The following is a 22331-nucleotide window of genomic DNA, read 5'->3' on the forward strand; positions in this document are numbered from 1 at the left end:
GGGAAAACGAGGCCAACGCCGAGATCGTGCCACGGATCGGGTTGCCACAGCTGCCGGTCGTGAGCTGGCCAGAGCCCTCCTCCGAGCATGAGACATAAGGATTGATGGTTCGGGCTGTGCTGGAAGACCCGGGCCCTGGTCGCCTGGGCGGCCGGACGCCCGTTCGCCTGGGTCGACGACGAGATCACAGACGCCTACCGTAGCTGGGTCTCTGCACATCATCCCGGCCGTGCGTTCCTCCGGCGCGTCGAGTCATTCCGAGCGCTCAGCGACGAGGACTTCGCAGCCCTCGCCCGGCTGCGAGCAAACTGAGCCACCCTGGATCCACAGACCTTGACTATTGCTCGCAATCGCTGTGCATTTCATGCCACGGGAAGATATCCGAGGACCAGCCTCGACACGGAGAACGTTTATGGTGAAGCCAGGTACACGAAAAGTGTGCATATTTTCCGCAGTTTCGGTGTCCTTCCCTCAACGAACACCCCCAAGACCGTCCCCACTACCTAATTCGTCGGTGCTATGAGCGGTTCGGAGATGGTGGCGAAATACTGAATAACCGCACTGATCGCAACCGGGGCGGTCACTGACAGCTGGCCCGCGACGGCCCCGACGGCGCCGACCGCGATGATGCCGCCTAGGCAGCCGATTACCGCGGCCGGAATGAAGGCGCCGAACAGGCCCACGATCGCGGCCGCTGCGACCGTCGCGCCGGCGATGCCACCCAGGACACAGCCGGCGGCGGCACCGCCGAGGCCGCCGATCAGGGTGCCTAGTGTGGCACCCATCGCGATGGTGCTGGTCATCCGGGTCCAGGCAGCCTGCTCACGGTCGTACTCGGTTTTCCACGGTGCCTTGTCCTCGAACGGGAGCGCGACCGGCTTGTAAATCGCGTGTGTCAAGTCGAACTGCGGCGTCAGTATCGCTGTGCGACCGGCGATATCGGCGACGATTGGGAATTCGAAGTCGTCGACCCGAAACGCCAGTGGCATACCCGCGAGCGTGATGCCATCGCCGGACTTTATTTCGAACATGCCTTCTTCGACGACCATTGAACCGGCATCGGTCTGGACGATAGACTGGCTGCTAGTGGCGCTGGCTGTGAAGGCGACAGCACTATCGTCGGCCTGCGCGCTGGCCGAGCCGGACGAGATACCGAGTGTGATAACCAAGCCTGCGGCTACCGTTACGATTTTCCTCATCTTTGTTTTCTTTCCTCTCGGCTTCTTTCTCATTGAGGTTGAGCGTGCCGAGTACGCCCAACGCCGGGGTGCGGATCGCGCTGGCGGGTCTACTCGTGGACCGTGTGCCGCGTACCCTGATACGAGACCTCATCGGTCCACGCCGATCGTGGTGTCATGCATCGTCGCGAACTTTGTGGCCAACGGCGGTAAACTCGGTCTGCAACCCTGGCGCAACCTCGGACGATCTGCGTGGGGTCCACCGCCGGCGGTCTGGTCATCGATCACGCCTCCGTCAGATCCTGTCCCGTGCTTTAACCGATCGCCGTGCGGCTTGTCAAGTGCGACCGCATTGTCGAAGCCACCAGTTCCAGGCTTCCAGTCGACCGAAGAGTCACGGTAAGCGGCGTTCTTCAGCGGTAGTGCGTAACTTTGGGCTTGCGGAACGCGGTCCGCCCTTAACTTCGTTGTAGGGTGGCGGTCTTTCTCTACCGCCTGCTGCCTCGATACGAATGCCGCTTCCGCGTCACAGAGCGAGTACGGCCGAATCCGGTGCGGACGATCGTGCTGATGGCGTCGCCGCACGTTCAGCAAGCTTTTCAATCGAGTCGAGGAGTTGATGCAAGGTGACGGCCCGGGCGAGCGTGGGTACGGCATCATGGGGTACTCGGCCCGCAATGGCGTCGAGGATGTTGCGGTATGCGATCGCGACGTTGAATCCCGCATGATCGCGGGGCAATTCGACGCCAGCGACATCGTCGAGGGGCTGTAGCTCCTGACTAGTGCCGTCGAGGTCGGTGATAACGGCGCGAAGAGCGCTGAACTGCGGTTGATCTTGTGCGGTCACGAGCAGGGACGCTCGTGTTCCGAGAATTTCGATGCTGGATCCCGACCTGGTCGATGTCTGCGACAGCTGTACGGTCACTGGGATACCGCCAATCTCGAGCTGCGCCACAAGATTGTCGGGTGCGTCGCGCGCCAGCCGCTCGCCCGTCTCGAGGACAGTGAAGTAGCCTACGGCAGCCCACAGCACGGCGTGGTGGACTGGTCCTGGCTCACCGAGCAGCGCCACCATCATGTCGAGGCTGTGTCCGCCTTGAATGCTGAGAACGTCCGCCGCGGCGGACCGGTGCCGGAGGTGGGCGCGGTGTCTGGGCCGGGGCACGAGGCCCTGTGGCAGGAAGACCTGCAAGTTCGCTCGGAGCGGCCGCCCGAGTCGGCCAGCGGCGATAGCGGAGGAGGCCGAACATATTTCGGGCGCTAAACGGCCCTGCAGTCCCACCACATGGATCTGCTCCGGGTGCTGTGCTGAGAGATCAGCGAGCGCCTGAGTTTCCGCAAGATCGGCGCCAAGCGGCCACTCGCAGTAGAGATGTTTTCCGGCACGGATCGCGGTCTCTGCGATCTTGCGGTGCCTCGAGACCCGGACGGTAACCGTCACCAGTTGCACGGCCGGATCTGCAAGCGCGTCTTCGAGCGACGCTGAAGCAGGGACACCGTATGCCTCCTCCGCGCGCGCCGCCGACTCGGGAGATGAGGTGACCAATCTGGCCAGGCGCACACCCTCTGTCGCCGCTAGCGCAGGAAGGTGTGCCGCGCCGCTCCACTGATCGGCGCCTATGCCAACGACGGCTACTCCGAGATCCGCACTCATTGGAAGATCCTCGATTCAGCTCGTAGAGCCAGATATTGCGGGTGGTCGTGCTGCACCCAGAGATCCGCACTCTCCTCATGCAGCAGGGCGGCCGCCGCTTCCAAGCTGCGTGCTGATTCTTCGGGGAGATAGTTCAGTACTGGCGGTACCACCCGATTCTCCCAGTTCTCCATCGAGTGCACGAGATCGCCAGAGATCAACACGGATCCGCGCTCGGGCAATCGCACCAGCAGCGATTGGCTGCCGACGGTGTGGCCGGGCAGCCGCTTGATCACGACTGCGCCGTCGCCGAACACATCTTCATCTCCGTCCAGGAGCTTGGTGGGCAGGTCACCGATTACGGCGTAGTCGTCGGGGACGTAGCCATGGTCCCTCGCGTCGGGGCCGAATGCGACATCGTACTCGTCACTCTGCGAAACGAGCGTCGATCGGGTGAAGAGGCCGACGTTGCCGACGTGGTCAGGATGGAAGTGGGACAGCGCCAGCAGTTCGATCTCGTCCGCTGGGTATCCGGCGGCCCGGAGCTGCTTCGCGAGAGGCTCCGCGACAGTGAAAAGGGCGTGGTCGGCGACGAGCATCGGGTCTGCGCCGGCCAATCTGTCGCCAAGACCGGTGTCCCACACGAGGGTGCGACCGTCATGGACAACGAGATAGACAGGAACCGACAGCGTTCGGCGACTGTGCGGCGGAGCGGCAGGATCGTAGATCGACCAGTCGAGTATCTCGATGGTTCCGCCGTCGAGGATGTGTATCTGGGTATCTGAAGACATGTGGTCCTTCCTTTGTTGTGCGCCAAGCTCCCCTAGCGCGTGTCAGTAGGTGCACGAGGAGTCAGCGGGTGGTGACGAATCCCACTTCTCTCATTGCGTCATTCGTGAGCCTCATATCGATCAGATCGTTGTAGACGACGTCGCCCTCGCCGACCTTGCCACCATCGATGAGGCCGTTGCGGACCCAGGCGCTGAGCGCATGCTCAGTGACGATCGGAGATTGGAACGATGGGCGGAGCCGACTCCAGGCGTAGTCCCACACAACGGCATCGAGCGAACCGAATCGAGTCCGTCGCAGCAGCTTTCCCGCGGCGGCGAAGTCGTCGTTGAGAGCCCGCATGGCTTTTACCTCTGCTCGTGTAGCAGCGGCGTAGGTGTCGCGCCTCTTCTCGAGGTCTACCCCTCTGACGACCAACGTCATACCCTGCAGTTCGTCAGCTTTTGCGATCTCGCCGGCCTGTGCAGTGAGCAGAAGTACCGCACCGCTTGCCGCCATGGCTGTCTCTCCGGCTGGTGGGACACCCACGTAGCCGTCGATGTCACCATTCCCAAGTGCCGCAAGGCAATTGGACGCGGTTTGGAGCGGGACGATCTTGGGGGCGCCGGCATCGATACCGGCCTGGCGAAGGGCCATTCGGCTGTAGGCGTCGGTCTGACTGCCAGGTGCGGTGATACCGAGGCGGAGGTTGCCGATCCTAGCCAGAGCAGTTCTTCGCTCGTCGAGCGGGCTCGACCCGGTAACGCCGGCACGGTCCGCGGCGGTCGCGGAGATCACCAGTGAGCTCGGCATGTTGTTGGAGTGTCCCATCACGATCTTGAGGTCCTGTCCCTTGGCGAATGCCGAGATCGTCTCGCCAGGAGTCGCGCTCAGCGCGTCCCCCGCGCCGGAGAGCAGGCCGGTCAAGGCCGCAGGTCCTCCGAGCAGCAGAACTCGCTCTACCTCGAGACCCTCATCCTTGTAGTACCCCTCGTCCTCAGCAAGGTAGGAGACGGCCCAGACGACTAACGGGTCCTTGGACGGCTGGACGATCCGGTATCGTCCGCTGCTCGAGCCTCCGCCATCGTTGCTACACGCTGTGATGACTGGTGAGGCGGCAACGGCCATGCCGGCGATGCCGAGCATGCCGAGGAAGGACCGGCGAGTAGGGTTGAACGTCGTGAGTTGAGCGATGGGTTGCACGGCAATTCCTTGAGTGCGTTGAGGCGTGGTATGGATGATTCAGTGGTCGACGTTCCGCCAGCGCAACGCTTTCGCTTCGATGAGCGAGACCAAGTACGTAAGCCCGAGACCCAGTAGCGTCGTCACGAAGATCGCGCCGAACGAACCGGCGGTGTCGTATTGGTTGGCCGAGACCGAGATGAGGTAGCCCAAGCCGTCGTCCCCGGCGAACATCTCGGCGATGACGGCGCCGATCAACGCGAACGGGATCGACATTTTCAGCCCTGCGAAGACCCACACGAGTGCCGAGGGCACCAACACCTTGCGTACGGCTTCCTTATGCGATGCCCCCATCACCCTGATAACGTCGATGAGGTCCCTGTCGACGTCGCGCGCGCCGGCAAAGGTGTTTATGAAGACCGGGAAGAACACTAGCGCCGCAGCGAAGAGCACTTTGGTCTCGATCCCGATCCCGAACCAGAGGATGAACAGCGGGATCAGCGCAACCCGCGGTATCGAGTTGACACCAACCAGAAACGGGTCCAGTATCCGCGCTATAAGTGGGCTGACACCGAACACTAAGCCGACCAGGATGCCGGTGATGGCGCCTAACCCGAAGCCGAGCGCAGTCTCGGTAAGAGTCGCTACAATGGCGGGCCAAAGCAGGCCGTCGGCCCAGAATTGCTGCATGGAGGTGGCGATGGCGGTCGGGCTGGAAATCCAGAATTTGTCGATTATCCGACCACTGCCGAGTTCCCAGAGCCCGAGAGTCAGAATGATGATCACCACCCGCGATCCGGCGACCACTATGTTCGCGCGGCGTCGACGGCGGATGCTCGGATCGACGACAAAAAGGTTGTCGGAAGCGGATTTCGTTGCCGCGACAGCAGTCTCGGTGGTCCTCATTTCAGTCAGCCTCGTTCCAGTTGCACGACATCGTCGCGGAGGGCGTCCCACAGGGACTCGAAATACCGCCCGAAATCGGCGGTGAACCGGATCGAGAAGACGTCCCGCGGGCGGGGGATATCGATTCGCTGCAGTGTCTTGATCCGGCCAGGTCGAGCCGACATCACCACCACCCGGTCGGCGATCGAGATCGCTTCAGCCAAGTCATGGGTGACGAATACAAGGGTCTTGCCCGAGCCCTCCCACGCCTTGAGCAGCTCTGCTTGGAGCACCAACTTCAGCTGCGCATCGAGCGCGCCGAACGGTTCATCCATCAACAGCGTCTCCGGCTCGCAGACAAGCGCCTGAGCCAATTGCGCCCGCTTTCGCATCCCACCGGACAGCTCGGAGGGATAGTGGCGCTCGAACCCTTTGAGCCCGACCAGCTTCAGCGACGCCGCGATGCGTTCGCGGATCTCCGGCCGGCCGAGCGGTGCGCCGCGGCGCAACTCCAGCGGCAACCGGATGTTGCCTTCGACGGTCCTCCATGGCAGCAGGTTGTCCTTCTGGGTGACATAGCTGACCCTGGTGTTCACGCCGGACACCCTCTCTGCGTCGTAGCGCACCTCACCCAGCCCGGGTTCCATCAGGCCAGCAGTCAGGTTGAGCAAGGTCGACTTGCCGCAACCGCTCGGGCCGACGATCGCGATGAGCTCGCCGGAGCCAATCGACAGTCTGATGTCCTGCAGCGCATGGACTCTGGTGTCGCCCTTGAAGAAGACCTTCGAGACGTCGTCGTACTCGATCACATTTCATCCTCTATGGTGCGCAATACGCACATTTTGTGCCCTATTTGCCACCTATCGTGGTCGGTGATGCATGTCACTGTCAAGTGGTTCAACAAAATGGGGCCATCCGGCTCAGTGCCTCCATCTGCGCGCGGTCGTGCTGGACCCAGATCTGGGCGCCTTCGGACGCCGCGAGCCGGTCGGCCGCCTCGAGGCTCGTCACGGTCCGTTCAGCATCCAGATTGAGCGCCGGAACCGCCCGCGACCGCCAATTCGCCCGCGAGTGCGCCAGGTCGCCCGAGAGCAGCACTGGCCCGGTCTCCGGCAGACGTACCAGGAGGGCTTGGCTGCCTATCGTGTGTCCCGGAAGCCGCAGGACCACCACGCTGCCGTCACCGAACACGTCATGGTCTCCAAGCAATTGCACCTTCTTCATCGCCACGGCAGCGATGCATGCCTGCGGGTCGTAGCCCATCGCATTGGCGCGCGGGCCCGTCGCCACGCTCAGCTCGTCGTCTTGCACCAGCAAGGTGGCGCTACTGAACAGTGCAAGATTGCCCACATGGTCGCGGTGCAGGTGCGAGAGCCCGACCAAATCCACATCGTCAGGTGCGAATCCCAGATCGGCGAGTTCCTCCCTTAGTGCACGCTTGACATGGAAGACTGCATGCTCGCCAACTGGCATGCCGTTGGGTCTGTTGCGCGCGGAATCGGGCAGGCCTGCGTCCCACAGCAGTACGCCGTTCTCATGAACGATGAGAAAGCATGGATCGGACAGCAAGCGTGGGCGACCGGGCGGCGCTGCCGGGTCGAACGCCGACCAGTCGCGAATTTCAATGGCCCCGCCATCGAGAATGTGAAGGATCATTGCGCGAGCATAGGTACAATGCGCGTATTGCGCACGCATTGTGCCCTACTAGCTTGGGAGGTAAGTCGTGACGACCATCGAGAACGACGAGAACCGACAGCAGACCCGCCGCTCCGGTGTGCAGTCGGTCGACCGGGCCTTCGCGGTACTCGACGTCCTCGGCCACTCGTCGGAGCCTTTGACCGTGCAGGAAGTGGCAAAGCGCGGCTGCCTCGACCGCACTGTCACCCACCGCCTCCTCAAAACGCTCAAGTGCCATGACGCGGTGGTGGAGATCAACGGAAGCTATCGACTTGGTCCGCAAACGGTGTTGATGGCGACCCGCTACACCGAGTCGCTGTTGGTACGTCGCCTGGCGCTGCCGTACATGTTGGACTTGCAGATGAGGGAGCTCGTGGACTCGCCAATCACGGTGAACCTCTCGATTGCGGTCGGTGACGTATCGGCCGTGGTCGAGCGGATCTGGACGCCTACGGCGCCGCTGGACCTAGTCATTAGTTCCGGCGATTTGTTTCCCCTGGAGCGCACTGCCACCGGTCGCAGCATCCTGGCCGTCCTCGACGAAAGCGAGGTGGACGCCGCGATCGGCACTGACCGCCACGCGTCCGTCAAGGAGATCCTCGCCGAGACCCAGGCCAACGATGGCGTCGCCATCAGCCGCGGTGAAGCGATTCCGGGTGTGGTGGGACTCGCAGCGGCGATCGTGGCTCCGGATGGGAAACCGGTGGCCGCCATCGGTATCTCGTGTCCTGAGCCCCAGTCGATCCTCGCGCCGGACTCCGACATTGCGGCCAAACTGGCGCGCAATGTCCGGGCGATCGGCCGGACGCTGCCCTGAGCGTCGGGTTAATGGGTGCCGACCAACCGCGTTGCCTCCTCGCGTAGACGTGACCGATCCTCCGGATGTGCGATGGCAATCATCCGCTCCACCCGCTGTTCGAGGGTGGCTCCCCGAAGATGAGCGGCCCCGTACTCGGTCACCACCACGTCCGCCTCCGACCGTGGTGTGGATACAACCCCTGAGCGCAGCAGTGGCACGATCCTCGGCTCCTGGGTACGTCGTGTCCTGGCCGGTAGGCCGATGATCGAGCAGCCGCCGGGGCTGGCGAGCGCGCCACGAGCGAAGTCGGCCTGCCCGCCGATCGTTCCTATGTAGCTGCCGTGAGCGACTTCGGCGCCCACCTGCCCGGTGAGGTCGACCTCGAGGGCGGAGTTGATCGCCGTGAACGACGGTATCGATGCCAGCACCGCCGGGTCGTGCGTGTATGTGACGGGCTCGATCCGCAGCGTCGGATTGTGGTCGGCGAAATCGTACAGGTCGGAGGTTCCTGCAAGCAGACCGGTGACGCTGACGCCGTGATCGTGGATCTTTCGACTGTTGTCGATGGCACCGCTACGCAGCAGCTTTAGCACACTGTCGCCTATCACCCCGGAGTGCAAGCCGAGGTGCTTTCGGTCTGCGAGAAGCGTCGCCACTGCAGCTGGCACGCCGCCGATACCGAGTTGCAAGGTGGCGCCGTCGCCGATGTGCTGCGCGACACGGCGGGCGATCTCGCGGTCCTCCGGCGTCGGTTCCCGCTCGTGGACCTCGACGAGCGGCCGGCTCGACTGCACCATGAGAGAGAACGCGTCGGCTGGCAGCACGGTGGAAGAGGTGGGCCAGGGAGCGTTTGTATTGACCTCCGCAATAACTGTTCGTGCCTGTGCGATCGCCTCGTGCACGTAGCCATTTACGGCTCCGAGTCTGTAGTCTTTGCCGCCGTTGTTGCTTACCTGTAGCACCAGGACGTCGACGCGAACTCTGCCGTTGCGCAACAGTCGCGGTACCTCAGAGAGGTTCACGGGTATCACTCCGAGCCGGCGCTGGGCAGCCAGCCGCTGGGCGCTTCTACCGACGGCGCCGAAGCCTGTGAAGCTGATGACGTCGGCGTGATCCGGAGTCACGAGGCCCGCGTAGCTGGTTCCGAGCAGTACGCGAAATTCACCAATGGCGTGGCGCTGCTCGAGAAGCCGCTCCACGAGTGAGACCGGTTCGGCGGCACCCTGGCCCCAAGTTACGAGGTCTCCTTTTCGGATCCATTCGGTGAGGTCGATCTCGGAGGCGTATGGAAGGCGATAATCAACGCTCATGATCTGCCTTCTCGGACGCTATTGAGCGACCGTATGACGCCCTGTGCCACAGTCCGGATCTCGGCGAGTGTGTGGGACCGCAGACCGCCCGCGATGTGGGGAGTGAGGATGACATCCTCCATCGCGAGCATCGGGTCGGACGGTGGGCGCGGTTCCTTCGCGTGGACGTCGAGGGCCGCACCCCGTATGCGACGTTCGCGAAGCGCACGGACCAGGGCGGCCTCGTCGATCAATGACCCGCGCGCTACGTTGACAAGGTACGCGTCAGGGCGCATGCGACGGAGGAAGTCGCTGTCGACCAGTGCCCTGTTCGCCGGCGTACCGGGTACATGAAGCGAGATCAGGTCCGATTCGGCCAATAGCTGGTTTCGGTTGCGCCAGGTGACGCCAAGCTGCCTCTCGACCTCCGGGCTGTGCCGGGTACGTGACCAGTAGTGGACCTGCGCGCCGAGGGCGCAGAGGCGGCGGGCGACGCGAACGCCGACCTCGCCGAGCCCGATCAGGCCAACCGTCCGACCCTGCAGCGTGCCGAATTCCGCGAGCCCGGCCCAGTTGTAGCCTGGCTCGGTACTCCCTGCATCGCTCGGTGTCCGCGCCGCCCGATCGGCGGCGCGCAGACCATGCACCAAAGCGAGCATTAGTAGCACCGTATGCTCAGCGGTCGCCTCCAAAGATGGTCGCGGAACGCACTCGACGGTGATGCCGTTCGCCGCCGCCCACACCAGGTCCACTGTGTCGGCCCGATCGCCCAGTTTCTGCACGTGGCGCAGCAGCGGTAGCCCGGCCATCAGCTCAGCCGTCACCGGTGTTCGCCGAACCACCAGGACCGTGGTGTCCAGCGGCGGGATTCCCACATCGCCGTAGGTCGTCGGCGGACCCACCAGATCTACGCCGTCAACAGGTGGGGTGTCGAAGACCGCGTCAACGTCGAGCAGCTCCGGGCGGAGAAAGTCTTCGAATGCCCTAACGGTTGTGGCGTCGCGGCCTTGGAGCAGTGCCATGGCGAGATTGAGCACATGGTCGTTGTCGACGAAACTGACAACGTCCCGGGTCGACGTGTGCTTCACGGCATAGCCGCCCGGAAATCCGCAGTGCGCTTTTCACGCAGTGCGTCGCCGCCCTCCCGGGACTCGTCGGTGCGCAGATACAGCGCCAATCCCTGGAAAGCGAGCTGCCCGATACCGCGGATGTTCTCCGTGTCGGCATTGAAGGAACGCTTAGCGAGCGCGAGCGCGGTAGGACTTTTGGCGTTGATTTCCGCGCACCAGCTGCTCACCTCCTCGTCCAGCTCGTCGTCGGCCACAACGGCGTTGACCAGACCCATCTCGAGGGCCTCGCGAGCGGAATACTTGCGGCACAGGTACCAAATCTCGCGCGCCTTTTTCTCCCCGACGACTCGCGCTAGGAGTGCGGTACCGAAACCTGGGTCCACCGACCCCATTTTCGGCCCGGCCTGCCCGAAGACCGCAGTCTCGCTGGCGATAGCGAGGTCGCACAAGGTCACGAGCACGTTCGCGCTGCCGATCGCGTAGCCTCGCACCTTGGCGATGACCGGCTTCGGGGCATCCCGGATGGCCGTCTGCAGGAACTCCACGCCGTTGCCGACGATGCCCAGGCCGGCGCCGACGCGGTCGCCCTTGCTTACAGCGGAATCCCCACCGACGCCAAACGCGCGGTTACCGGCCCCGGTCAGGACGATCACTCCGATCTCGCGGTCCCATGCCGCGCGGTTCACGGCGTCGGTCACCTCGAGGTAGGTCTGTGCCGTGAATGCGTTGAGCCGGTGCGGCCGGTTGAAAGTGATAGTTGCGACGCGTTGGTCAACGTCGTAGCAGATGTCTTCGTAGGTCATGGAATTTCTCCGTTCAGTCAGTTGGAGATGCGGTCAGCTCTTCCACCAAGGCCGTCTTGAGGACCTTCCCGTAGGCGTTCTTCGGGAGATCGGACCGCAGCACGTAGCGCCGCGGACGTTTGAAGCGCGCAAGCTCCTCGAGGCAGTGGGAGTCGAGTTCCGCAGGCTCTAGCACCGATCCCTCGGTTGCCGTCACCACGGCGACGACGACCTCACCCCACTCGTCGTCGGGCAATCCCACTACAGCGGCCTCGTCCACCCCCGGGTGCCGCAGCAGCACATCCTCGACCTCGCGGGGATAAACGTTGGAACCGCCGGTGATGATGACGTCCTTCGATCGCCCTCGCAGAATCAGGTAGCCGGCATCGTCGAAGGAGCCGAGATCACCCGTGCGCAACCATCCGTCGCGCAGCACGCGTTCGGTGGACTGAGGGTCGTTCCAGTAGCCGACCATCACAGTCGGGCCGCAAACCTCAATCTCTCCGGTCTGTCCCGTCGCCAACGGACGACCGGCCTCGTCGACGACCCGCACCGACACGACGGCATGTGGTGTACCGACCGAGGACAACCGGCCGTCCAGCGTCTGCGGGTCAGAGTGGACGTGCTGCTCCTTGCGTAGCGCACAGATTGTCATCGGGCTCTCACCCTGTCCATATATCTGAACGAGGCACGGTCCAAAGGTCTGCAGCGCCTGGTGGATGTCGCTGAGGTACATCGGTCCGCCGCCGTAGACGACAGTGTGGAGGCCGGATCCGAGCCCGCGGTGCTCGCGCGCGGCCCGCACCATTCGGCGCACCATGGTCGGTGCAGCGAACAGCGACACGCTGCCGAGTATCGCGGCGAGGCTGAGCACCTCGACGCTGTCGAACCGCCGCGAGCGCGGGAAGACATGCCGGGCACCCGCGAAGACGTGGATCGGTGCGTACAGACCAGCCCCGTGGGACATCGGCGCGGCGTAGATGTAGTGTCGGTCGGGATCCACGCTCGAAACATCGGCGAGATAGCTCATCGATGTCGCACACAGGTTGCCATGGGTGAGCATGGCACCTTTGGGCGGCCCGGTGGTTCCTGAGGTACAGAATATCCAGGCAAGATCGGTGTCGGCACGTGGTTCTGGTCCATCGTCAACAGTCTCGACATCGCCGGTGGCGAGATCCCGCAGTCCCTCGACCGACGTCTGGTTACGGACCTGCCCTGCCTGGAAGTCCTCGTCGACCAGTAGCAGCGCGGCCTCGAAGTTCGCGATGATGCTGGCTATCTCACGGTGGTGGAGCTTGACATTTATCGGCACCACCACGGCACCTACCCACCACACGGCGAGCATCGCAACTAGGTAGTCGGGTTGATTGCGCGCACACAAGACGATGCGATCGCCAGGGCGGATGTCGAACTGGCCGCGAAGCACGGCAGCGGCATCGCGGCACCGATCCAGTAGCTCCTCATACGTCCACAAAGGATCCGTACCATCGAGCACCGCGACGGCCCCGCCTCGGTCCCGGGCCGCCGCTCTCAGCCATTCCGCAATGTTCATAGCTTTACTTGCACCGTCTTCAACTCGACGAACTCGTCGAGACCGGCACGGCCGAACTCCCGACCGAATCCGCTCTGCTTGTAGCCACCGTGCGGCATGTCGTCGATGCCAGCGGTGTTGTAGGCGTTGACAAAAACCTTGCCAGTTCGGAGCGCCTTCGCGACCCGGAATGCCCGGCTCACGTCAGATGTCCATACACCACCAGCGAGGCCATACCGCGTGTCGTTGGCGATCCTCACCGCATCGCGCTCGTCTTCGAAGCAGATCACTGCCAGCACCGGGCCGAAGACCTCCTCCTGCGCGAGCCGAGAAGCATTGTCGATGTCCGCGAACACGGTCGGCGGTACAAACCGTCCAACGCCATCCGGCGGGACCGGTGCGCTCAGCCCGCCATAGACCAGCCGGCCCTCCTCGAATCCCGCCTCGATGTAACCTGCGACGCGGTCGTATTGCGTGGGGGAAATCAGTGGACCCATCGTGGTTTCCTCGAGCGAGGGGTCACCGAGCCGCTGCTTGGCAGCCTGCTCCACCACCATCTCAACGAAGTCTTCGTAGATCTCACGCTGGACGAGCAACCTCGAGCCAGCCGAGCATTGCTGGCCGCTGTTGAAGCAGAAAGCTGTGATCGCAGTGGAGGCAGCTTCATCGAGGTCTGCGTCGGCGAAGACGATGTTCGCCGACTTACCACCGAGCTCGAGCGAGACTCGTTTGACGTTTCCCGCAGAGGCGGCGAAGACCGCACGGCCGCTGCCCGTCGAGCCAGTGAAGGCGATCTTGTCAACCAGGTCTGATGCCGCCAAGTGCGCACCGACGACTGCCCCACCCTCGATATCGGACGTCAGCAGATTGAAGACGCCGTCCGGAAGACCGGCCCGGCTCAACAGTTCGGCGAACAGCACCGACGGACCGGAGCACAGCGGCGAGGGCTTCGCCACTACAGTGCATCCGGCAGCCAGCGCCGGTGCCGCCTTGTTGACCAGGCCGAGCAGTGGAAAGTTCCAAGCAGTGATCAGCCCGGCCACTCCGACTGGCTCCTTGATCACCAGGCCGAGTGCCGAGTGGTTCCGATCGGTAACGGCCGCGCCTTCGTCGCTCAGCGCCAGCCCGGCGTAGTACTCGAGTGTCCGCACCGCGCCGACCACCTCACCGCGGGCGAGGCTAATCGGCTTGCCGGACTCCATAACCATCAGCGTCGCCATCTCGGTCGCGTGTTCCTCGACCAGCCGGGCAACCCTCAACAACACTTCGTGTCGGGCGCGACTGGTGCTCCGCGGCCAAACCCCGGTGTCGAAGGCAGCACGGGCAACCCGGATCGCCGATTCAGCGTCCACAACATCAGCGTTGGCATACGTCCCGGCGATCGAGCCGTCATAAGGATTGATCCGGTCGAAGGTAGCCGCCGAGGAGGCAGGACGGGGCTGCCCTTCGATCCAAAGGCCGAAGCCGTGGGTTCGCGGCGTCATCGTATGGGTCATATGCGTCCTTACCTTTTCTGTTGGTGGTTGGGCCCGCAGCCGGCGGGTTGAATCACCCGGGAACGGCGGGTATGGCTTTCATGTGTTTGCTGAGGTTCATGGCCGCAGGAGATTGGCCGCCCGCCGTTCCACGACGGCCCGACTGCTGATTGAGAGACGCGATCCGATCGCTGTGTAAGGACACGACAGCGTGGTCGTCGGACCCTTGGGTATCCGGTGTGAACGTGATGGAGGTGCGTGTGCCCCAACAGCTTTGGGCGGGCATCGATGCTGGCAAGACTGCGCATCACTGCGTGGTGATCGATACCGACGGCAAACGGCGTCTGTCGCGGCGGATCGGCAACGACGAGACCGAGTTGACCGGGCTGATCAACCAGGTCGTGGCGCTGGCCGACGGCGGTGAGCTGATCTGGGCAATCGATCTGAACCACGGCGGCGCGGCCTTGCTGATCACCCTGCTGCTCGCACGCGAGCAGCAGCTGCTCTACATCCCTGGCCGGGTCGTGCATCACGCTGCGGCCGGCTATCGCGGCAGCGGAAAATCCGATGCCAAGGACGCCGCGATCATCGCCGACCAAGCGCGCATGCGGCGTGATCTGCAACCGCTGCGCGCGGGTGACGAGATCGCGGTCGAGCTGCGCATCCTCACCGCGCACCGCACCGACCTGTCGTGTGACCGGACCCGGGCGATCAACCGGCTGCGCGCCACCCTGGTCGAGTATTTCCCGGCTCTGGAACGCGCCTTCGACTACAGCAAGTCCAAGGCGGCGTTGATCCTGCTCACCGACCACAACACCCCCGACGGGCTGCGCGCCCTCGACCTCGGGACGCTGACGACCTGGCTGCGAGCCCGCAAGGCCCGCAACGCCTCCGCGGTCGCTGCGACCGCGCTGGCCGCCGCCGGAGCGCAACACACGCTGGTGCCCGGTCAGCAGATCGCCGCGGCGATGGTCGCGCGGCTGGCGAAGGAGGTGATGCGGCTCGACGACGAGATCGGTGACACCGAAACGTTGATCGAGCAGCGATTTCGCCGCCACCGCCACGCCCCGATCATCGTGAGTATGCCCGGCTTCGGGATACTGCTGGGCGCGGAATTCCTCGCCGCCACCGGCGGCGACATGACCGTATTCGGCACCGCCGACCGGCTCGCTGGTGTTGCCGGGCTGGCACCGGTGCCTCGTGATTCCGGGCAGATCAGCGGCAACCTGAAACGGCCCCGCCGCTACGACCGCCGCCTGCTGCGGGCCTGCTACCTGGCCGCGCTGGTCGCCGCCCGGCACGACCCAGTCTCCCACTCCTACTACAGCCGCAAGAAAGCCGAAGGCAAACGCCACATCCAGGCCGTGCTCGCCCTGGCCCGGCGACGACTCAACGTCCTGTGGGCCATGCTCCGAGAGCACAAGACCTACCAGGCCGCACCTGCAACCTGATTCCATCACGAACCCTCACACCGGCCCGGCGGGATTGACAACTTCATTGAGAATCTCCTGGTGGTCTTGTGAGCGGCTATTTGTGGGTGAGGCCGCCATCGACGACCAGCGTCTGGCCGGTCACGAACTCAGCGGCGGGCGAGCAGAGGAAGATGACCATTCCAGCCAGATCGGTCGGAATCTCCTCCCGCGGAATGCACTGGTTCTCGATCAATCGCGCCTTGCCCGCCTCGGTGACCGTCTCCCGAGGGACCTCATGGAATGTCCCGCCCGGCTGCACCGCGTTAACTGTGATTCCCGAAGGTCCGAGCTCGCGCGCCAGCGAGTTGGTCAAGCCGGCCACCGCTGCCTTCGATGCCACGTAGTGGAGGTAGTTCGGTACGCCGAGTGGGACGGCGCCCGAGGCGATGTTGATGATCCGCCCCCAGCGTGCCTGGCGCATGGCAGGGGCGACCGCGCGGGCGCACAGGAAGGTCCCCGTAACGTTGACATCGAGGACGGCGCGCCACTCGTCGATCGGAATCTCATCGAAGGGCCGCATGGTGAGGCTGGAGAAAATCGCGGCGTTGTTCACCAACACATCGATCCGACCGAACTTGGCTATGGTGTGCTCGACGAGTTTCGCCACCGAGTCTGCGTCGGAGACGTCGACCTGGACGGAGCACGCCGCGCCCCCCGCCGCGTTGATCTCGGCGGCGACGCTTTCGCCTGCTTCCTGGTTGATCTCGGCGATCACGGGAATTGCGCCCGCGGCGCCGAACTGCCGCGCGTACTCGCGGCCGATCCCCTGGCCACCACCGGTGATGATCACTACTCGGCCGACGACGCCGAAATCTCGTCCCCGCGTCAGCAAGTGGGTTTCCGTGGACTGGTTGGGTGCGGCGGTGGTCATTGTTCTCCTAGATCGTGTGGTGTTTCGAGAGGGCCCGAGACAGGGACCCAGTTGAAGATCTGCGTCGGCTGCGCTTCCAGGTCGGCGTATTCGAAGACGAGACGCATCGGCATGCCGTGCCGGAGTCGGGCGCTCTGGTCACCGCCGAGATGTCCCGCGAACATGGGTCCCTCTGCGCTGCGAACTACGACAACCGTGTAAGGAATTGGAATCATGGGAAAGTACGCCCGCCGGAAGACCGTCCATGCCACGAGTTCTCCCGCTCCGGACAATTGCAGCCACCGAACGGGGGGTTCGAGTGTCCTCGGGGCGACCGCTGCGGGCGGAAATATTAGTTCCCCGGTGACCGGGTCCTCCGGGAGCCGCAACTCGCCCTCTGCCACGAACTCCCAAAGCTTATCCTCGTAGCATCCCGGCACGCGGGGTGGACGCGCCGATGCGGTCATGCCGTTGCTCCCGCGTACACGATGCTCATCGTCTTGCCCGCAACGTCGGAAATGAACTGCGTGTGTCGGGCATCGGGCACCTGGCGGTCGCCAGCATCGCCACGTGTCTGCCGGACCGCCTCGACATGCAGATTCCAGCCCTGCATATAGCTTTCGGCGAGATGACCGCCAGAGGTATTGACTGCCAGCCGTCTACCAGGTCCGAGGGCGCCTTCGCGGACAAGTGCCCCCGGATCTCCGGGCGGGCAGAACCCGAATCCATCGAGAGCCACCGGAACATGAATGCTGAAGCTGTCGTAGATTTGGACGACGCCGACGTCTTGGGGGCCAATGCCAGCCATCTCGTACACCTGTGACGCCGCCTGCCGATGCGACGGCAGATAGAAGTCCAGCAGCCTCGGAGCGAGGCTGGTCGAGCGTGCGTTCTGGTCACTGCGCCCTATCCCGCGCACGATGACCGGTCTCGCATCCAGCGTCGCCGCGCGCTCGGTTGTCGTCATGATGAGCGCGACGCCTCCGTCGTTGATCAGGCAGTAGTCGTGCCTTCGCAGTGGGTCGCAGATCGTGGGCGCCGCCAGATAGTCCTGGAGACTGAGAGGCCGCTGCAGCACTGCATTGGGGTTGAGCTGGGCATACTGTCGCTGCGCCACAACGTAGCCGCCGAGTTCGGCTTCGGACAGGCCATGATTGGCCATGTACGCGTTCGCCATCAGCGCGTAGAGGGCTCCCTGTGATGTCAGCCCCCACGGGGCGAAATAGCGGTAAGCCAGGTGCTTATCCGTGCTTACCGCCGACGGCCCGCCATACTTGGTCCCGGCGGCACGCTGGTCGTTTCCATAGACCAGGGCTACACACTCAGCGAGCCCTGCATGCAGAGCCATTGCGGCCTTGACTACGGCGCTCGCCGCGTCTGCGTGATCGGCCCAGCACGTATCAAGGCCGAGCACCTCGCCGAGGCGTTCGACGGCCAGCGGCGGCCCCGCGATCAGGCCGTCGATGTCGGAGAGCCGCAGTCCAGAATCGTCCAGTGCCACACGCAGAGCGCTGGCAGCGTACCCGTAAGAGTCTGTGGGTGGCGCACCGGCGCGGACAGCGACGTTGTCCCGATAGTAGTCGGTGTCACCGACGCCGACTACAGCGGTGGCGTCGCGAAGCAGTGACAGACGCTGGTAGTCGGGCATCAGGTACCTGCCCTCATACCAGCGCGCTCGGCCGAGGTGGCGTGCGCCGCTGTCAGCTCGGCGTGAAGTGCGATGTCGATGACGCCGAGCCGTGGCATCGCGGTTCGCACCCGCGCAGGAGTGGCGGCAAGGCGAAGCGGCGACTCGAGGACTGTCCACGCGTCGCCGTCGATCGTCGGGCGGGACACCAGCAGTCCTCGTGCCGCAGTCTGGTCGGCTTCGATCACTTCGACGACAGTCCGCACAGGAGCGATCCGGGTCAATGTGGGGTCAACTGCGGCGATGAACTCGTCCCTCGTGAGAGCGCGTGTCGTTGCGCCGAGTTCGTCTTCCCGGACACCAAGCAGCGCCGCAATGTGAGCCCGATCCAGCCCGACAACGGCCACGTAACCGTCGGCGGCGCCGATGATCTCGCACGGCTCGGGGGAGGCGCCGTTCCAGATATGCTGGCCCGCCCACACCGTTGCGTCTTGCATCGCGATGTCCAGCCGAGCTCCGGAGCCATCAGCGTCGTGGGCGAGAAGCGCACCGAGAACGGCAACCAGGCCGAGCTGGCCACCGAGCTGGTCGGCGACCGAGATCCCCGCTTTGGTCGGCATGCCGTCCTGCCGGGTCGCCGCCATCATTCCTGACATGGCCTGGACGACGGTGTCGAGCGCCGGCCTACCCTTGTACACCGAGTCATGTCCGAATCCGGTCATAGAGCAGTAGACAAGTCCTGGATGCTCACGCCGCAGGTTCTCGGCGGAGAAGCCGAGGCGGTCCAAGGAGCCCGGTTTGAGATTCTCGATCAGCACGTCTGCAGTCGACAACAGAGCGTGAAGTGTGCGGGCATCCTCAGGATCACGCAAGTTGAGGACTATGCCGCGCTTGTCGGTGTTGCTAACGGCGAAAATGTAGGTGCCAGCATCCTGCCGAAAAGGGGCGTTGGACCGGTTGACGTCGCCGGTAGGAGGCTCGATCTTAATCACGTCGGCTCCGAGTGCGCCGAGCTGGCGACCTGCAAGAGGTGCGACCGTGTTCATACCGATCTCGATCACGCGAATGCCCGCGAGGGGAAATCCACCGAAAGTGATCGTCCTGTCAACCGTTCCGCGTCGCGGTGCTCGATTCCTCTCTGCAAGTCGTTTGGTCGCCCCGAACGACGGGATCACGGGTGCGACCTGAACCCGTTCCCCGAGAAGAGGTCCCGGTACCAGGACCCCGACAGAGTTTTGCGGGTCGGTGGCACGGACCACCGTGCCTCGGTGTCGCAGGTTGGGCTCGTGCTCGAGGTCATTTATATCGATAATCGGTCCGCTTGGGATCCCGGCCGCTGCCAGTGCATCCAAGCACTTGGCGACGGTGCGGTCCCGAGTCCACGCGCTGACGATAAGGTCGATCTGCTCGAGGTGTTCGAGGCGGCCACCAGAGGTCGCAAGATCGAGTGACTCGGCAGCCCCGGGCTTGCCGACCACATCGCACAACCGGCGCCACTGGTCGTCGGTCGGAGCGCACACCATAACCCAGCCATCCCGAGTCGGGTAACTGTTCCAGGGAGCGAGGATCGCATGCCGGTTGCCATCGCGGCTGGCCTCGCGTCCCGCGAAAGCCAGGGGCAGGAACGCCGCCAACGCATTGACGCCGACGTCGTAGAGGGCGATATCAATCTCCTGCCCAATGCCATGCCGACGAAGCACGCGAATTGCGGCGAGGACTGCGGCAGCGGCGTACGCACCTGCCTCCATTTCCAGCAGCGGCGCGGGAGTCACCAGCGGGGGACCGTCACGGCGGCCAGTCACCTCCGCCGTGCCCGCCCATGCCTGCACAAGGGCTTCGCTAGCTGCGATACCGCTGAGCGGGCCGGACCCGCCGAACGCGGTGATGTCACAGCGCACCTGCGTGGCGCGGCGCTCGGGGAAGGCGACAGTCGCGGTGGTATCCGAACTCGTGATAGCGACGTCGGCCACGTCGAGCAACTGCTCGATCGCCATCGCTGTCGCGCGGACGCTCTCCTTGCCGGCAAGGCGTACAGGACGAGTCGCGGCAGTCGCGCTGGACTCATCCTCGGCCACCACAACGCGGGCCCCGAGATCGCGCAGGAGCGATCCGCATGCACTGACAGCGGGCCGATCACCGGCCTCGACCACCAACATCCCGGCAAGCGGCTTGCAAACTTCTGCCGCCATGCACCACCTCCATGTGCGTTATGCGCACATTTCGTGCGCAAAAGAAGTGTATCTGAGATCACAGCGACGGTCCATAGGCACGACAGGCCTTAATGTCGCCCGATAGCCCGACCTGGGGAACGAGATCGCGTCGCAGCCCCCGATTCCGCCCCAGTGCAAAGTAGCCTCGGCGGCAGCGGGTTTGGTCTAGCGTGACCGGGCGTGCGTCAGGAGTGGTCGACCGAGGATCTGCTCGGGTCGTGGACGCTGACCGGGAACGACTGGAAGCGGGTAGGAAACAAGTTCGGGGCTACACGGCTAAGTTTCGGGCTTTGCCTGAAATCCTTCGAACTGGAGGCTCGGTATCCTCGCGGTCCAGAAGAGTTCCCGCCTCGGTGGTGTCCTATATGGCCGAACAGCCGAAGGTCGATCCCGCCGAGTTCGCCGCGTATCCCTTGGTCGGTCCGGTCCGAAGTATCGCCGTGAGCAGATCCGTGCGGTGTATGGCTTCCGTCAGTTCAGCGTCGGTGACAAAGACAAGCCCACCGGTTGGCCGGCGGCCGAGGTGTGCCCGGTGGAGCTGCGCGACGAGCAACTGCGTGAGGCGTTGTTGGCGCGCTGTCTTGCCGAGAGGATCGAACCGACGACGCCGGGCCGGATCGACCGGCTGATCGGTGCGGCGCGCTCGATTTTCGAGGAGCAGTTCTGCGAACGAACCGTCTCACGGCTGAGTATGCTGTCGAATGATCTGATCGCGGTCGGCTCCGCACCGTTGGCCAGCGGCCGCAATCTATTGGCGGAGTGGAAGTCCGAACCAGGAAAGACAGTCTCAAGACGCTGTCGCGGGAGGCGGACAAGCTGGCGCGGTGCGGGCGGTCGAGCTGCCCGCGGACTTGTTCGCTGACGCGAGTGAGAAACTGGTCGATGCCTGGCGGGCGTGGGCGGCGCGGCATTTCCGTCGGATCTGCGGGATATGCCGGGACCGACCATGCTGACGCTGCTGGCGGTGTTGTGCTGGGTCCGGGCGGCGGAAATCACCGATGCGTTGGTGGATCTGCTGATCGAAACTGGTCCACAAGATCGGCACACGCACGGACCGGCGGGAGGAAAAGGAGCTGACCAAGAACCTGAAACGGGTCCGCGGCAACGAGGGCATCCTGTTCCGCCTCACCGAAGCAGCCCTCGACCATCCGATGACATCGTGCGCGAGGCCCCTGTATCCGGTGGCCGGGGAGACACACTGCAGCAGCTGGTGAAACAGGCGAATGCCAACAATCAGGTCTTCCAGGCGCGGGTACGCACCGTGCTGTGCAGCTCGTACTCCAACCACTACCGGCGGATGCCGCCGGCGTTGCCGGCCGCGCTGAATTTCCGATGCCACAACACCGCCTACCAGCCGGACATGGTCGCGACGGAGCTGCTGCAACGATACCCGAGCATCGACGGCAGGGTCCGCTTCTACGACACATACACCCTGCCCCGCTCGAGGATGTGGCCCCGAAGGCGTGGCGGGAGGCGGTGATCGACGAGAAGGGCCGCGTCGAGCGCATCCCGACGTCACCGCACCCGAGAGGTTGAGCACTCGCCTAGACTAGGACCGGAGGGCGCCTTTGCCTCCGACGCGGAAATGAACCTGCCCAGCTTGTACCCCTTGCCGGTTTGTCAACGCTTGAGTGGTGGGGTCGACACCACCTTGTATCGACCCCACCGTGACAAACGCTGTCATGCCGAAGAACTGAGCGGTATGGGGGGAATTCCTAGTGATCACCGTGGCCATCGGCACCGCCAGCCGATGCCCACCGTCATCCACCGCAGCTGTGTTGCCTTGCCTCCCAGTCTGTCGGGCTAGTTGTGATGTCCAGGGAGGTTGTCCGGTCTACTCATTGTGGTGAGTCCGGCTGACAGGTGAAGGCCTCCGGTTGTGAAGTGGAGCTGTCTAGGAACC

The 22331-nt window shown here is 64.1% G+C and carries 20 protein-coding genes; 4 read left to right on the top strand and 16 right to left on the bottom strand.

Annotation, left to right across the window (positions count from 1 at the left end; all coding sequences use genetic code 11):
- Window positions 1–503 precede the first annotated feature (503 nt).
- The 7 genes from ABZ824_RS38995 to ABZ824_RS39025 form a co-directional block, all read right to left on the bottom strand.
- The gene (locus ABZ824_RS38995) at window positions 504–1232 is read right to left on the bottom strand and encodes a hypothetical protein (RefSeq protein WP_356969876.1); all 729 of its coding nucleotides are present in this window, start codon (window positions 1230–1232) and stop codon (window positions 504–506) included.
- A gap of 472 nt (window positions 1233–1704) precedes the next feature.
- A complete protein-coding gene (locus ABZ824_RS39000; RefSeq protein ID WP_356969878.1) occupies window positions 1705–2832 on the bottom strand; it encodes a Gfo/Idh/MocA family oxidoreductase in 1128 nt (375 codons plus the stop codon).
- Window positions 2829–3602 carry an N-acyl homoserine lactonase family protein gene (locus tag ABZ824_RS39005; RefSeq protein ID WP_356969880.1) on the bottom strand — a complete coding sequence of 258 codons (774 nt, stop codon included), beginning with the start codon at window positions 3600–3602 and terminating at the stop codon, window positions 2829–2831. The genes ABZ824_RS39000 and ABZ824_RS39005 overlap by 4 nt, the downstream gene beginning before the upstream one ends.
- Window positions 3603–3663: 61 nt before the next feature.
- On the bottom strand, window positions 3664–4782 hold the full coding sequence (locus ABZ824_RS39010) for an ABC transporter substrate-binding protein (protein ID WP_356969882.1): 1119 nt from the start codon (window positions 4780–4782) through the stop codon (window positions 3664–3666).
- 39 nt (window positions 4783–4821) lie between these two features.
- Window positions 4822–5667 carry an ABC transporter permease gene (locus ABZ824_RS39015; protein ID WP_356969884.1) on the bottom strand — a complete coding sequence of 282 codons (846 nt, stop codon included), beginning with the start codon at window positions 5665–5667 and terminating at the stop codon, window positions 4822–4824.
- A 5-nt stretch (window positions 5668–5672) separates the two neighbouring features.
- A complete protein-coding gene (locus ABZ824_RS39020; protein WP_356969886.1) occupies window positions 5673–6455 on the bottom strand; it encodes an ABC transporter ATP-binding protein in 783 nt (260 codons plus the stop codon).
- A gap of 88 nt (window positions 6456–6543) precedes the next feature.
- Window positions 6544–7302 carry an N-acyl homoserine lactonase family protein gene (locus tag ABZ824_RS39025; protein WP_356969888.1) on the bottom strand — a complete coding sequence of 253 codons (759 nt, stop codon included), beginning with the start codon at window positions 7300–7302 and terminating at the stop codon, window positions 6544–6546.
- Window positions 7303–7369: 67 nt separating this feature from the next.
- Here ABZ824_RS39025 and ABZ824_RS39030 point away from each other — a divergent pair, with 67 nt between their 5' ends.
- Complete coding sequence (locus ABZ824_RS39030; protein WP_356969890.1) at window positions 7370–8140, top strand: helix-turn-helix domain-containing protein; 771 nt, start codon at window positions 7370–7372, stop codon at window positions 8138–8140.
- An 8-nt stretch (window positions 8141–8148) separates the two neighbouring features.
- Here ABZ824_RS39030 and ABZ824_RS39035 read toward each other — a convergent pair whose 3' ends face one another.
- From ABZ824_RS39035 to ABZ824_RS39055, 5 genes are read right to left on the bottom strand one after another with little or no spacing between them, the layout of a single operon-like run.
- Window positions 8149–9432 carry an acetyl-CoA hydrolase/transferase C-terminal domain-containing protein gene (locus ABZ824_RS39035; RefSeq protein ID WP_356969893.1) on the bottom strand — a complete coding sequence of 428 codons (1284 nt, stop codon included), beginning with the start codon at window positions 9430–9432 and terminating at the stop codon, window positions 8149–8151.
- Window positions 9429–10448 (bottom strand): NAD(P)-dependent oxidoreductase, encoded by a 1020-nt coding sequence (locus ABZ824_RS39040; RefSeq protein ID WP_356969895.1) that lies wholly within the window; start codon window positions 10446–10448, stop codon window positions 9429–9431. The genes ABZ824_RS39035 and ABZ824_RS39040 overlap by 4 nt, the downstream gene beginning before the upstream one ends.
- A gap of 47 nt (window positions 10449–10495) precedes the next feature.
- On the bottom strand, window positions 10496–11284 hold the full coding sequence (locus tag ABZ824_RS39045) for an enoyl-CoA hydratase-related protein (protein WP_356969897.1): 789 nt from the start codon (window positions 11282–11284) through the stop codon (window positions 10496–10498).
- 13 nt (window positions 11285–11297) lie between these two features.
- A complete protein-coding gene (locus tag ABZ824_RS39050; RefSeq protein WP_356969899.1) occupies window positions 11298–12815 on the bottom strand; it encodes an AMP-binding protein in 1518 nt (505 codons plus the stop codon).
- Complete coding sequence (locus tag ABZ824_RS39055; RefSeq protein WP_356969901.1) at window positions 12812–14290, bottom strand: aldehyde dehydrogenase family protein; 1479 nt, start codon at window positions 14288–14290, stop codon at window positions 12812–12814. The genes ABZ824_RS39050 and ABZ824_RS39055 overlap by 4 nt, the downstream gene beginning before the upstream one ends.
- 239 nt (window positions 14291–14529) lie before the next feature.
- On the opposite strand from ABZ824_RS39055, the gene ABZ824_RS39060 reads away from it, so the two are divergent.
- Window positions 14530–15720, top strand: coding sequence for an IS110 family transposase (locus tag ABZ824_RS39060; RefSeq protein WP_356969903.1), 1191 nt, complete (start codon window positions 14530–14532; stop codon window positions 15718–15720).
- A gap of 76 nt (window positions 15721–15796) precedes the next feature.
- On the opposite strand, the gene ABZ824_RS39065 is transcribed toward ABZ824_RS39060, so the two are convergent.
- The 4 genes from ABZ824_RS39065 to ABZ824_RS39080 are packed head-to-tail and all read right to left on the bottom strand — an operon-like array spanning window position 15797 to window position 20407.
- Complete coding sequence (locus ABZ824_RS39065) at window positions 15797–16612, bottom strand: glucose 1-dehydrogenase (protein WP_356969905.1); 816 nt, start codon at window positions 16610–16612, stop codon at window positions 15797–15799.
- A complete protein-coding gene (locus ABZ824_RS39070) occupies window positions 16609–17058 on the bottom strand; it encodes an OB-fold domain-containing protein (protein ID WP_356969907.1) in 450 nt (149 codons plus the stop codon). The genes ABZ824_RS39065 and ABZ824_RS39070 overlap by 4 nt, the downstream gene beginning before the upstream one ends.
- Window positions 17055–18239 (bottom strand): thiolase family protein, encoded by a 1185-nt coding sequence (locus tag ABZ824_RS39075; protein WP_356969908.1) that lies wholly within the window; start codon window positions 18237–18239, stop codon window positions 17055–17057. The genes ABZ824_RS39070 and ABZ824_RS39075 overlap by 4 nt, the downstream gene beginning before the upstream one ends.
- On the bottom strand, window positions 18239–20407 hold the full coding sequence (locus ABZ824_RS39080; protein ID WP_356969910.1) for a CoA transferase: 2169 nt from the start codon (window positions 20405–20407) through the stop codon (window positions 18239–18241). The genes ABZ824_RS39075 and ABZ824_RS39080 overlap by 1 nt, the downstream gene beginning before the upstream one ends.
- A gap of 553 nt (window positions 20408–20960) precedes the next feature.
- On the opposite strand from ABZ824_RS39080, the gene ABZ824_RS39085 reads away from it, so the two are divergent.
- Together ABZ824_RS39085 and ABZ824_RS39090 are read left to right on the top strand one after the other, a co-directional pair.
- Window positions 20961–21290, top strand: coding sequence for a hypothetical protein (locus ABZ824_RS39085; RefSeq protein ID WP_356969912.1), 330 nt, complete (start codon window positions 20961–20963; stop codon window positions 21288–21290).
- Between the two features lie 84 nt (window positions 21291–21374).
- Window positions 21375–21908 carry a hypothetical protein gene (locus ABZ824_RS39090; RefSeq protein WP_356969914.1) on the top strand — a complete coding sequence of 178 codons (534 nt, stop codon included), beginning with the start codon at window positions 21375–21377 and terminating at the stop codon, window positions 21906–21908.
- The last annotated feature ends 423 nt before the right edge of the window (window positions 21909–22331 follow it).

Origin of the sequence: Nocardia sp. NPDC047038 (assembly GCF_040644075.1) — a bacterium.
Taxonomy (GTDB): Bacteria; Actinomycetota; Actinomycetes; order Mycobacteriales; family Mycobacteriaceae; genus Nocardia; species Nocardia sichangensis.